This is a genomic window from Acidovorax sp. 62, from assembly GCF_002754495.1.
Classification (GTDB): Bacteria; Pseudomonadota; Gammaproteobacteria; order Burkholderiales; family Burkholderiaceae_C; genus Acidovorax.
Window position 1 is genome coordinate 2,766,587 of the sequence record NZ_PEFJ01000001.1, and the last position, 11,611, is coordinate 2,778,197.

Sequence of the window (11,611 nt, forward strand, 5' to 3'; positions counted from 1 at the left end):
AAGCCTGTCGGAATTGCGCGTTACCTACAATCGATGGCCCTGCCAGATGCCTTTCATGAACCGTCCACCCGTGAGTAACTCACCATGTCCAACACACCAGCCCCTGCAGCAGCCTACCCTGCAAGCGCCACACCGGGGCAATCCGCTGTGGCCATGATTGCTCGCCAGGCCATCGTCAATGCGCAGCAAGCGGTCATTGGCTATGAGCTGTTCAACCGATCACGCACGGGCATTGGGCACACGGCGGCCACAGACGTCACCCTGGTGTTCACAGCGCTGTCGCACGCAGGCACTGAAGAACTGGTGGGCAAGAAGCTGATTTTTGTGAACTGCACGCACGAGAGCCTCTCGGGCGGCCACCTGGAATTGCTGGACCCTGACAAGGTCGTGCTGGAAATCCCCCCCCTGGGCCATGCGGCGGCACAGGAAGTGGAGACCCGCCTGCCCATCCTGATGGGCCTGCGCGCACGCGGTTTCCATCTCGCGTTCAACCACACCGTGCTCGAATCGGCCTACGCGGCCTGGTTGCCCCTGGCGGACTACATCAAGCTGGACCTGTCGGTGCTGGCAGCGGACCAGCTGACGGTGCTCATCCGTTACGCGGCCCGCCACACCCAGGCCGAGCTGATTGCGGAGAAAGTGGAGACCGCGCAGCAGTACGACATGGTCTCCAGCCAGGGCGTGCAGCTGTTCCAGGGCTACTGGTTTGCGCGCCCCTCGCTGGTCGAGACCAAGCTGCTGTCCCCCGCGCAGACCAGCATCGTGCAACTCATCAACCTGGTGCGCAAACAGGCCAGCACCGACGACATCGAAGAGGTGCTGAAGAAAGACGCAGGCCTAGCCTTCAACCTGATGCGCCTGATCAACTCCGCAGGCTTTGGGCTGAACCGCGAGATCACCTCCTTTCGCCAGGCCGTCATGCTGCTGGGGCTCAAAAAACTGTTCCGCTGGGCGGCGCTGCTGCTCACTGCCGCACGCACGGGCGGGGCGCCCTCGTCGGTAGGCCAAACGGCCGTGGTGCGCGGCCGCTTGATGGAATTGCTGGCCCTGGAGAGCATGCCTGCGGAAGAAGCCGATCAGGCCTTCGTTGTGGGCATCTTCTCGCTGCTGGATGTGATGCTCTCCATCCCCATGGAATCGGCCCTGGGCCTGCTGACAGTGCCCGATGCCGTGGCCGCAGCCCTGTTGCGCCGCGAGGGCGTGCTGGGCGATCTGCTGACCCTGGCCGAAGCCTGTGAATCCAGCGACGACGCGGTGTTCCACAAGGCGGCGGGCACCCTGCACCTCACCAGCCAGCAAATCAACCTGGCCCACCTGCAGGCACTGGCCTGGGCCGATCAGATGGCCGACTGAGGGACGCGCCCTGCGCACGGGTGTGTGCCCTGCGCCACCTGGCACGGCCACAGGCGCATGGACCGGCCCGGCAGGCCCTAGAATCTTGTGAAGCGCTTCGCTCAACCCATTCTTTAGCCGCACCATGTCGAGTACCCCAGACCAAGACACCCCCGACGTCGAGACCGCAGCCCCACAAGAAGACGTTGCAGCCAGCAACACGGCAATCATTGCCCGCCAGCCGATCGTAGACCACCACCGCGCGGTGTATGGCTACGAGCTGTTTGACCGCTCTACCGCCGCAGACGCCCACACGGCGGCCAGCGATGCCGCCCTGCTGTTCAACGCCCTGTCTTATGCGGGCACCGAAGCGCTGGTGGGCAAGAAGACCGTCTTCATCAACTGCACGCACGAGAGCCTGGCTGGCGGCCACCTGGAACTGATCCACCCCGAGAAGGTGGTGCTGGAAGTGCCTCCCCTGCCCGACACAGCCACCCAAGAGCAGATCGATCAGCGCGTGCCCGCCTTGCAAGCGCTGCGCGAGCGAGGTTTCCGGCTGGCGCTGAACCAAAACGCCTTGCGCAAGCCCTACGCCAGCTGGATGCCCCTGGCCTCGTTCATCAAGCTGGACATGCTGGCGTTCAAGCCCGAGCTGGCTGGGCCGCTGGTGAAGTTTGCCAGCCAGTTCTCCAAGGCCACCCTGATTGCAGAAAAGGTCGAAACCGCCGAGCAGTTCAAGCTCATGTCCGACCTGGGTGTGAAGCTGTTCCAGGGTTTCTGGTTTGCCCAGCCCTCGCTGGTCAAGGCCACCACGCTGCGCCCCTCGCAAGCCACCATCATCCAGCTCATCAACCTGGTGCGCAAACAGGCCGACACGAGCGAGATCGAAGACCTGCTCAAGAAGGACCCCACGCTGTCCTTCAACCTGCTGCGCTTCATCAATTCGTCGGGCTTTGGCTTGTCGTGCGAGGTGACCTCCTTCCGCCACGCCGTGATGATCCTGGGCCTGAAAAAGCTGTTCCGCTGGGCGGCGCTGCTCATGACCACGTCACGCGATGGAGCCCCACCCGCCGTGGGTCAGACCGCCGTGGTGCGCGGGCGCCTGATGGAGCTGCTGGCCGCCGAAATGCTGCCCGCCGAAGAGTGCGACAACGCCTTCGTGGTGGGTGTTTTCTCGCTGCTGGACTCGATGCTCAACGTCACGATGGAGAAAGCCCTGGAATCGGTGGCCCTGCCCCAGTCCGTGACCGACGCGCTGCTGCACGGCACCGGCGTGTTTGCACCGTTCCTGGCACTGACCAAGGCCTGCGAAAGCGGCGACGACTCCATGTTTGCCAAGATGGCCGACGAGCTGCACCTGTCCAACCGCCAGGTGAACTGGGCCCACTTGCAAGCCCTGACCTGGGCCGAAAGCCTGAGCATGGACTGAGCGGTCATCGGCATACCAATGACCCCATCAAAAAGGGCTCCCATGGTGGAGCCCTTTTTGCATCTGCGCCCAGTACACCCAATGCACCCAGCGCGCTCAGTGCATCGACCCGGCTCAGTCCCCCTGGATGCGCGCCGCGCGGATGATGCGGGCGTTGTTCTCTGACTCCTGCGCAATCTGGCGGGCAAAGTCGGCGGTGGTGCCACCGGTGGGCACGTTGTCGGTCGCGTCCAGCTTGGCGCGCAGGTCCGCCTGGGCCAGGGCCTTGTTCACCTCTGCATTCAGGCGCGCCACCACGGCAGCAGGTGTCTGCGCCGGGGCAAAAATGCCAAACAGCGAGGACAGGTTGGCCGCCGGGTGCTTCAGCTCCGCCAGGGTGGGCACATCGGGCAGCGAATCCAGCCGTGCAGGCGCGCCCACTGCCAGCGGCTTGAGCTTGCCAGCCTTGATGTGTTGCAGCACCGCCGGGCCCGCGTTGGTGGAGAGCACTTCAAACTGCCCGCCCAGCGCATCGTTCATCTGCTGGCCGCCGCCCTTGTAGGGGATGTGCGTGATCTGCACCTTGGCCACGGACTGGATCTGCTCCAGCATGATGTGCCCAAGGGACGCCTGGCCCGAAGTAGCCCAGCGCACACTGCCCGGCTGCGCCCGCGCTGCGGCCACCAGGGCATTGAAATCAGCCGCCTTGCTGGCAGAGGTGCCCAGCAGCAGCACAGGCGAATACATCACGCTCACCACCGGGGCGATGTCCTTTTGCGGATCAAACGGCGACTTGCCCAGGTGCGGGTTCAGCGCCAGCGGGCTCACGGCCGCAAAGCCCAGCGTGTAGCCGTCTGGCGCGGCCTTGGCCACCGCGTCCATGCCCAGGCTGCCGCTGGCACCGGCCTTGTTTTCGATCACCACAGGCGTGCCCAGTTGCGCCGCCAGTTTGTCGGCCAAGGCACGCGCCACGTTGTCGCTCACGCCCCCTGCGGGGTAGGCCACCACGATGCGAATGGGTTTGGCGGTGGGCCAGGCCTGGGCCGCAGCCCAGGTGCAGGCACCCAGAAGAAAAAGGCCCGTCAACAGTTTTTTCATGGTCGGAGAAAAGAGAAATAAAGGAAGTAAAAAACGAGAAACACCGCAGGCAGCGCCGCTCGCTCAACCGCGTGGATGGTGCTGTGCATGCAGCGCCTTGAGCCGTTCACGCGCCACATGGGTGTAGATGGTGGTGGTCGAGATATCGGCATGCCCCAGCAGCAACTGCACCACCCGCAAGTCGGCGCCGTGGTTGAGCAAGTGGGTGGCAAACGCGTGGCGCAGCGTGTGCGGCGACAGCGGCACAGTGATGCCCGCCACCTGCGCCCACTTTTTGACAATCACCCAGAACATCACGCGGGTCATACCCTCGCCGCGCTGGGTCACAAACAGGTCCTCGGTCTGCTGCCCGCCCAGGATGGCGCCGCGCGCCTCCTGCAGGTAGCGCTGCAGCCAGCTGCGGGCTTCATCGCCAAAGGGCACCAGCCGCTCTTTGCTGCCCTTGCCCATCACGCGCAGCACACCTTCGTTCAGCCCCAATTGAAAGGTCTTGAGCGTGACCAGCTCCGTCACGCGCAGGCCGCTGGCGTACATCAGCTCGAGCATGGTGCGGTCGCGCACGCCCAGGGGGTTGCCCAGGTCGGGGGCGTTCAGCAACGCCTCCACATGCGCTTGCGACAAAGTCTTGGGCACCCGCAGGGGCTGGCGAGCGGCCTGCAGACGCAAGGTAGGGTCTTCAGTGATGCGCCGCTCGCGCAGCGCCCAGTGAAAGTACCGGCGCAGCACGGTGAGCCGCCGGTTGGCCGAGGTGGCCCGCGTCTGGTCGTGGCGCGCGGCAAAGTAGCCGTTCAGGTGCGCCTCTTCGGTGGCGTCCAGCGCCAGCGGGGGCTGCTGCTGCGCCAGCCATTGGGCATACAGCGTCAGGTCGCGGCGGTAGGCCGCCAGGGTGTTGCGCGAGAGGCCGTCCTCCAGCCACAGGGCATCCACAAAGGTATCGATGGCACTCAGGCTGTCTTCAAGCATCTGAAAACGATAGCACGCGAAGCGGCAAGGGATGTCCTGCATAACCCTCGCGAGGCGGTGATAGTGCGGGTCGGGATGGGCCACAAGGCGTCTTTTTGCAGCCAATAGCCGTGCTATTGGCAAGAAAAGCAACGCAGTGGACCGCACGAAGCCGTACTGTCACCGTCCGCAGGGAGTTATACAGGACATCCCTCTCCCATGAAAAAAGCCGCGCAGGCAGGGCCAGCGCGGCTTTGCAGAAGAGGACCCATCAGGCCGATCAGTCGAGCGTCAGCTTCTGCTTGGCCACCACGTCCTTGTACACGCTGTACTCGGCCTTGATCTGCTCGGCAAACTGCTCGGGCGTGTTGCCCACCACGATAGAGCCGGTGTCTTCGATGCGCTTTCGCACGGCGGGGTCTTCCAGCGCCTTGCGCACCGCAGCATTCACCTTGTCCACCACCTCCTTGGGCAAACCCTTGGGGCCCAAGATGCCGTAGTAGGCCATGCGGTTCACGGGCTCCAGCCCCACTTCCTTGAAGGTGGGCACATTGGGCAAAGCCGCTACGCGCTGGGGCGCCGCCACCACGATGGGCACCAGGCGGTTTTCCTTGATGAAGGGCAGCGCCGACGGCAGGTTGTCAAAAATCATCGGCACCTGGCCAGCCACCGTGTCGTTCAGGGCCGGGCCCGCGCCCCGGTAGGGGATGTGAGTCACGAAGACGCCCGTCAGGCTCTTGTACAACTCCATCTGCAGGTGGCCAATGCCCCCGGTGCCCGACGAAGAGTACGAGTACTTGCCCGCCGATTTCTTCAGCTCCGCGATGAAACCCTTGTAGTCCTTGGCCGGAAAGCTGGGGTGCACCGCAATGATGTTGGGCGTGGCCGCAATGTTCACGATGGGCGTGAAGTCAGTCAGCGGGTTGTAGGGCGTCTTGGGGTTGATGGCCGGGTTAGCGGCCGTGGTCGACACGGTGGCAATGCCCAGGGTGTAGCCATCGGGGGCCGACTTGGCCGTTTCGTTGGCGCCCACGATGCCGCCGCCGCCGGCCTTGTTTTCCACAATCACGCTCTGGCCCAGGGCTTTACCCAGCGGGTCGGCAATCACGCGGGCAATGATGTCGGTGGTGCCGCCGGGCGCAAACGGCACCTGCAGCTTGATGATCTTGTTGGGGTAGCCTTGTGCTGCAGCGGATCCTGCGGCCGTGGCCAGCGCCAGGGCCATCCAGTGGCGACGGTTCATTGAGTGCTCCTTTGTCAGGGTTTCAAACACCCGCGATGTTATGCGCAATCAATCCCCACACCGCTAGGGATCCTCTGCACGAATCGAGCTGGCCAAGTGTGCGCTGCGGATCGGGATGGGCTGCAAGGCGCAAAACGCAGCAATAGCCGTAGCTATTGCGAGTATTTGCAACGCAGCAGACCGCCCGAGGCCGCAGATGCACACGGCGCGGTGATTTGTGCAGAGGGTCCCTAGGGGAATACACACCGCCTCCGGCGCACCCCGAAGCAGACCACGCCGCCGCCCCGGCAGGGCCCTTTTGAGCCGCCCCTGCTTCAGTTATTCTCGAAACGTGAACTACGCCCAGCTCCTGATCCCCGACTTTTCGCTCATCCTATTTGGCTACCTGCTGTGCCGGTACACCGCCCTCAATCGCTCCATCTGGCAGCCGGTGGAAAGCCTGGTGTACTACCTGCTGTTTCCGGTGCTGCTGTTCCAGTCCATCGTCAAAAGCCCCATCGATGTGGGCGCGGCCTCCAGCCTGATCGCGGCGGGGCTGCTGTCTGGCGTGGCGGGCATTGCGCTGGCGTATTCGCTGCCCTACTGGCCCGGGCTGGGCCGTTTCATCGACCGGCGCGACCACGCGGCCAGCGCGCAGGTTGCGTTTCGCTTCAACTCCTTTATTGGCCTGGCGCTTGCCGAGCGGCTGGCGGGCACACAGGGCTTGCTCATGATTGCGGTGCTCATTGGCGTGTGCGTGCCGCTGTTCAACGTGGCCGCCGTGTGGCCCATGGCACGCCATGGAGGGCACGGCTTTGTGCGTGAGCTGCTGCGCAACCCGCTCATCCTTGCCACCGCCTCGGGGCTGGTGGCCAATTTGCTGGGGTTTCGCATTCCGGGCTGGCTGGAGCCCACGGTGAGCCGCATCAGCGCAGCGTCGCTGGCGCTGGGCTTGATGGCGGCGGGTGCAGGCATGCAGTTTGGCCTGCTCAGCCGGGGCAAGATGCTGACGGCCTCGGTGCTGGCCATCCGTCATTGGCTGCAGCCGCTGATCGCCTGGGGCCTGGCGCTGCTGTTTGGCCTCAACGCCGTGCAGACCACGGTGCTGCTGGCCTTCTCGGCCCTGCCCACAGCGTCCACCTGCTATGTCCTGGCCGCCCGCATGGGCTACAACGGGCCGTATGTGGCAGGGCTAGTGACGCTATCGACCGTGCTGGGGGTGGTGAGCCTGCCGTTTGCGCTGGGCTTTTTGCGCTGAACCCGCAGCGGCGCGGGGCCCATCGGCAGCCCCAGCGCAAAACGCTACTTATTTGATGGCTGCTAGCGCTTATTAGATAAGTGCTAGAGGCATAAAACACTTAAAAAATTTGGCGTCACGCCTGCGCCAGCGCCCAGGCCACATGCTCGCGCACCAGCGCGCTGGGGTCTTGCGCGCGCAGCGCCAGGGCGGCGCGCAGGTCGGCCGCCCCGGTCTGGCGCAGGGCATTGCCCAGGGCCACGGCCACGTTGCGCAGCCAGCGCTCGTGGCCAATGCGGCGAATGGGGCCGCCTTCGGTCATGCGCAAAAAAGTGGGCTCGTCCCACGCAAACAGATGCACCAGTTGCTGCCCCGCCAGGCCCTTGCGCTCATCAAAGTCTGGCAGGCGGCTGACCTGGGCGAACTTGTTCCACGGGCACACCAGCTGGCAGTCGTCGCAGCCATAAATGCGGTTGCCCATGAGCGGGCGAAACTCCAGCGGGATGGGCCCCGCGTGTTCAATGGTCAGGTACGAAATGCAGCGCCGCGCATCCACCCGGTGCGGCGCCACGATGGCCTGCGTGGGGCAGGCATCGATGCAGGCGCTGCAACTGCCGCAGTGGGCGCTGACGGGCTCGGTGGCGGGCAGCGCCATGTCCACATAGATTTCGCCCAGGAAGAAGGTCGAGCCCGCCTCGCGGTTGAGCACCAGCGTGTGCTTGCCGCGCCAGCCCTGGCCGCTGCGGGCGGCCAGCTCGGCCTCCAGCACGGGGGCTGAGTCGGTGAACACGCGGTGGCCGAACGGGCCCACGGCCTCGGCAATGCGGTCACTCAGCTTTTGCAGCCGCGCACGCAATACCTTGTGATAATCGCGCCCCCTGGCGTACATCGAGACAATGCCCTCACCGGGCTGCTGCAGGCGCTGCAACTCCATCGCTTGCCAGCCGCCCGCCTGGGCCACGGCCGGGTTGTGGTCGCGCCCCTGGGGCAGGTAGTCCATGCGCGCGGTGATCACGCTCACGGTGCCGGGCACCAGCTCTGCGGGCCTCGCACGCTTTAAGCCATGTGCGGCCATGTAATGCATGTCACCATGGAACCCTTGCGCCAGCCATTGCATCAACCCAGGCTCTGACGCGGACAAATCCACCCCCGCCACGCCGATTTGGGAAAATCCCAGCTCGCGGGCCCACTCCTGCATTTGAGGAACGAGTTGACTGTTGCACCACATACCGGCCAGATTGTAGAAAGCCCCAGCCCTGGCCCAGCCACATTCGTTTGGCGCAGCGAAGAAGACACCGCCGCCTGGGCTCAGCAGCTGGCCGCGCAGCCTGCGCTGGCCCATGCATTCGTCACCCTGCACGGCGACCTGGGCGCAGGCAAGACCACGCTGGTGCGCCACCTGCTGCGCGCCCTGGGCGTGCAAGGCCGCATCAAAAGCCCCACCTACGCCGTGGTGGAACCCCACGAGACAGCGCAGCTGGCCATCTGGCACTTTGACTTCTACCGCTTTGACGACCCGCGCGAGTGGGAAGACGCGGGGTTCAGAGACATCTTTGCCAGCCCGGGCCTCAAGCTGGCAGAATGGCCCGAAAAGGCTGCAGCGCTGACCCCGACTGCAGACCTTGCTATCACCATTGAAGCAATGGACGAGACCGAAAGGAAAGTCACCCTGCACGCAGGCACCGCCACCGGGCGCAGCCTGGTGCAAGGGCTGACCCAAGGATGGAGCCAAGGACCGAGCGCATGACTGCCGACGCAAGCATGGACCACCCCACCAAGACGGACAACGCCTATACCCCCAACCGCCGCCACCTGCTGCAGGCAGGCAGCCTGGTGCTGCTGCTGGGCACCCAGCAGATTGCGCGCGGCGCCACCATCGTGGCGGTGCGCGTGTGGCCCGCGCCCGAGTATTCGCGCGTCACCATCGAATCGGACACCAAGCTGGTGGCCAAGCAGTTCTTTGTGACCACGCCGCCGCGCCTGGCGGTGGACATTGAAGGCATTGACCTGAGCCCCGAACTGCGCGAGCTGGTGGCCAAGGTCAAGCCCGACGACCCGAACATCGCGGGCATCCGCGTGGGCCAGAACGCCCCTGGCGTGGTGCGCCTGGTGGTCGATTTGAAGCAAGCCGCGCAGCCCCAGGTCTTCACCCTGCCGCCCATTGCGGCCTACCAGCACCGCCTTGTGTTTGACCTGTATCCCGCAGAGCCCGTGGACCCACTGGAAGCGCTGATTGCCGAGCGGCTGCGCGACGCGGGCACCCCAGCCCACGGCGGCGACAAGACCGCCGCCGCACCTGCGCCAGCGCCTGCCAAGGCGGCAGAGCCCGCCGACCCGCTGGGCGACCTGATCGCACAGCGCAGCAACCGCCCTGGCCCCAGCGCAGCTCCCTCTGCGGCCGAGCCTGCAACCACCACAGTCGCAGCCCCGCCGTCCGTGGCGACCAACCGCGCTGGCGGGCGCGCCACGGCCACGCAGACCGACCGCATCATCATCGTGGCGCTGGACCCCGGCCACGGCGGTGAAGACCCCGGCGCCATCGGCCCCGCAGGCACGCGTGAAAAAGACGTGGTGCTGCGCGTGGCCCACCTGCTGCGCGACCGCATCAACGCCACTACCGTGGGCGGCAACCCCATGCGCGCATTCCTCACCCGCGACGGCGACTTCTTCGTGCCCCTGGGCACGCGGGTGGAAAAAGCCCGGCGCGTGCAGGCCGACCTGTTCGTCAGCATCCACGCCGACGCCTTCACCACCCCGGCCGCACGCGGCGCCAGCGTGTTTGCGCTGAGCCAAAGCGGGGCATCAAGCACCGCCGCCCGCTGGCTCGCCAACAAAGAAAACCAGGCCGACCTGGTGGGCGGGCTGAACGTGCAAAGCAAAGACCAGCATGTGCAACGCGCCCTGCTGGACATGAGCACCACCGCGCAGATCAACGACAGCCTCAAGCTCGGCACCGTGCTGCTGGGCGAGATTGGCAACATCGGCAAGCTGCACAAGCCCCGCGTGGAGCAAGCCGGGTTTGCCGTGCTCAAGGCCCCCGACATTCCCAGCGTGCTGGTGGAGACCGCCTTCATCAGCAACCCCGAAGAAGAGGCCCGCCTGCGCAGCAGCACCTACCAGCAGGAGCTGGCGGACGCGCTCATGCGCGGCATCACCCGCTACTTCGCCAAGAACCCGCCGCTGGCGCGCAGCCGGTCGGTGTAACGCTCCCTGGCCTGAGGGCACAGCCTGAGGAGCCTGTCGCGCTTCAGGCCTGTCTTCCTACAAGCTCCCATTCCGTTGGCCGACGCGGCAAACGCCGCGCCTGCGCCACAGTCTAGGCATGGGCTGCTGCACCGCAGTGGCTCAAGAAAAAGGTTCTCACCTAACCCCATGCCAAAGGAGCACACCATGCTGCAATCTCGTCACTGGATCGGGCTGACCGCCCTCACCGCCGCCCTGGCCCTGGGCGGCTGCGCCTCCAACCCCACCAATGCACAAATCGGCACCGGTGTAGGGGCTGCGGCAGGCGGCGTGGCAGGCCATGTGCTGCTGGGCGGCCCTCTGGGCACCATTGGCGGGGCCGCAGCGGGCGCCCTGGTGGGCCATGAGATTGGGGAAGACAAGGACCAGCGCCAAAGACGCCGCTGATCCCAAAAAAAATAGCTGCTAGCGCTTGATTAGCAAGCGCTAGCAGCTATTTAATTGATAGCAAAATCAATCAGGCCGTTGCCTTGGATGTGCGACCCGCGCGCCAGGCACCAAAGATAGCAATCAGTCCAGGCACAAAAATCATCGCCCAGATGATCTTGTCCAGGTTCTCCTTCACCCAGGCAAAGTTGCCGAAGAAGTAGCCCGCCGTGGCAATGCCCAGCACCCACAGCAGCGCGCCGCCCACGTTGAAGGCCGTGAACTTGGCACGGCCCATCTCGGCCACGCCCGCCACAAACGGGGCAAACGTGCGGATGAAGGGCATGAAGCGAGCGATCACGATGGTGATGCCGCCATAGCGTTCGTAAAACGCGTGGGCCTGGTCAAACGCCTTGCGGTTGAACCAGCGCGAGTCTTCCCACTGGAACACCTTGGGGCCAAAGTAACGCCCGATGGAGTAGTTGCACTGGTCGCCCAAAATGGCGGCGGCCACCAGCACGGCGCACGCCAGCGGAAAGCTCATCATCCCAGCGCCGCACAGTGCGCCCACGATGAACAGCAGCGAATCGCCCGGCAAAAACGGCATCACCACCACGCCCGTTTCCACAAACACAATGAGGAACAGCAGCGCATACACCCACATGCCGTAGGTCTGCACAAAGGCCTCCAGGTGCTTGTCCACGTGCAGGATGAAGTCGATCAGAAAGGTCACTATTTCCATGGGCTGGCCTTGAGGGCTTTG

Annotated in this window: 11 protein-coding genes; 6 read left to right on the top strand and 5 right to left on the bottom strand. The window is 64.9% G+C overall.

Features of this window, described 5'->3' with window-relative positions; all coding sequences use genetic code 11:
• The first annotated feature begins 84 nt into the window (after positions 1 to 84).
• Positions 85 to 1,353, top strand: coding sequence for an EAL and HDOD domain-containing protein (locus CLU86_RS12425; RefSeq protein ID WP_099741814.1), 1,269 nt, complete (start codon positions 85 to 87; stop codon positions 1,351 to 1,353).
• Positions 1,354 to 1,477: 124 nt separating this feature from the next.
• Complete coding sequence (locus CLU86_RS12430) at positions 1,478 to 2,761, top strand: EAL and HDOD domain-containing protein (RefSeq protein WP_099741815.1); 1,284 nt, start codon at positions 1,478 to 1,480, stop codon at positions 2,759 to 2,761.
• A 114-nt stretch (positions 2,762 to 2,875) separates the two neighbouring features.
• Here the strand turns inward: CLU86_RS12430 and CLU86_RS12435 are convergent, their stop codons facing one another.
• The 3 genes from CLU86_RS12435 to CLU86_RS12445 all read right to left on the bottom strand — a co-directional run bounded on the left by CLU86_RS12435 (position 2,876) and on the right by CLU86_RS12445 (position 6,023).
• Positions 2,876 to 3,838, bottom strand: a complete 963-nt coding sequence (locus CLU86_RS12435; RefSeq protein WP_099741816.1) for a tripartite tricarboxylate transporter substrate binding protein — start codon at positions 3,836 to 3,838, stop codon at positions 2,876 to 2,878.
• 63 nt (positions 3,839 to 3,901) lie between these two features.
• Complete coding sequence (gene xerD, locus CLU86_RS12440; protein WP_099741817.1) at positions 3,902 to 4,801, bottom strand: site-specific tyrosine recombinase XerD; 900 nt, start codon at positions 4,799 to 4,801, stop codon at positions 3,902 to 3,904.
• A gap of 259 nt (positions 4,802 to 5,060) precedes the next feature.
• Complete coding sequence (locus CLU86_RS12445) at positions 5,061 to 6,023, bottom strand: tripartite tricarboxylate transporter substrate binding protein BugE (protein WP_099741818.1); 963 nt, start codon at positions 6,021 to 6,023, stop codon at positions 5,061 to 5,063.
• A 331-nt stretch (positions 6,024 to 6,354) separates the two neighbouring features.
• Between CLU86_RS12445 and CLU86_RS12450 the strand changes: the two genes are divergently transcribed.
• Positions 6,355 to 7,260, top strand: a complete 906-nt coding sequence (locus CLU86_RS12450) for an AEC family transporter (protein ID WP_099741819.1) — start codon at positions 6,355 to 6,357, stop codon at positions 7,258 to 7,260.
• Between the two features lie 115 nt (positions 7,261 to 7,375).
• On the opposite strand, the gene queG is transcribed toward CLU86_RS12450, so the two are convergent.
• Positions 7,376 to 8,437 carry a tRNA epoxyqueuosine(34) reductase QueG gene (gene queG, locus CLU86_RS12455; protein ID WP_099741820.1) on the bottom strand — a complete coding sequence of 354 codons (1,062 nt, stop codon included), beginning with the start codon at positions 8,435 to 8,437 and terminating at the stop codon, positions 7,376 to 7,378.
• Positions 8,438 to 8,449: 12 nt separating this feature from the next.
• Between queG and tsaE the strand changes: the two genes are divergently transcribed.
• The 3 genes from tsaE to CLU86_RS12470 all read left to right on the top strand — a co-directional run bounded on the left by tsaE (position 8,450) and on the right by CLU86_RS12470 (position 10,869).
• The gene (tsaE, locus tag CLU86_RS12460) at positions 8,450 to 8,986 is read left to right on the top strand and encodes a tRNA (adenosine(37)-N6)-threonylcarbamoyltransferase complex ATPase subunit type 1 TsaE (RefSeq protein ID WP_099741821.1); all 537 of its coding nucleotides are present in this window, start codon (positions 8,450 to 8,452) and stop codon (positions 8,984 to 8,986) included.
• Positions 8,983 to 10,443, top strand: coding sequence for an N-acetylmuramoyl-L-alanine amidase (locus CLU86_RS12465; RefSeq protein WP_199175119.1), 1,461 nt, complete (start codon positions 8,983 to 8,985; stop codon positions 10,441 to 10,443). The genes tsaE and CLU86_RS12465 overlap by 4 nt, the downstream gene beginning before the upstream one ends.
• Positions 10,444 to 10,629: 186 nt before the next feature.
• Positions 10,630 to 10,869, top strand: coding sequence for a glycine zipper 2TM domain-containing protein (locus CLU86_RS12470; RefSeq protein ID WP_099658755.1), 240 nt, complete (start codon positions 10,630 to 10,632; stop codon positions 10,867 to 10,869).
• A 70-nt stretch (positions 10,870 to 10,939) separates the two neighbouring features.
• Here the strand turns inward: CLU86_RS12470 and CLU86_RS12475 are convergent, their stop codons facing one another.
• The gene (locus CLU86_RS12475; protein WP_099656356.1) at positions 10,940 to 11,590 is read right to left on the bottom strand and encodes a DedA family protein; all 651 of its coding nucleotides are present in this window, start codon (positions 11,588 to 11,590) and stop codon (positions 10,940 to 10,942) included.
• Between the last annotated feature and the right edge of the window lie 21 nt (positions 11,591 to 11,611).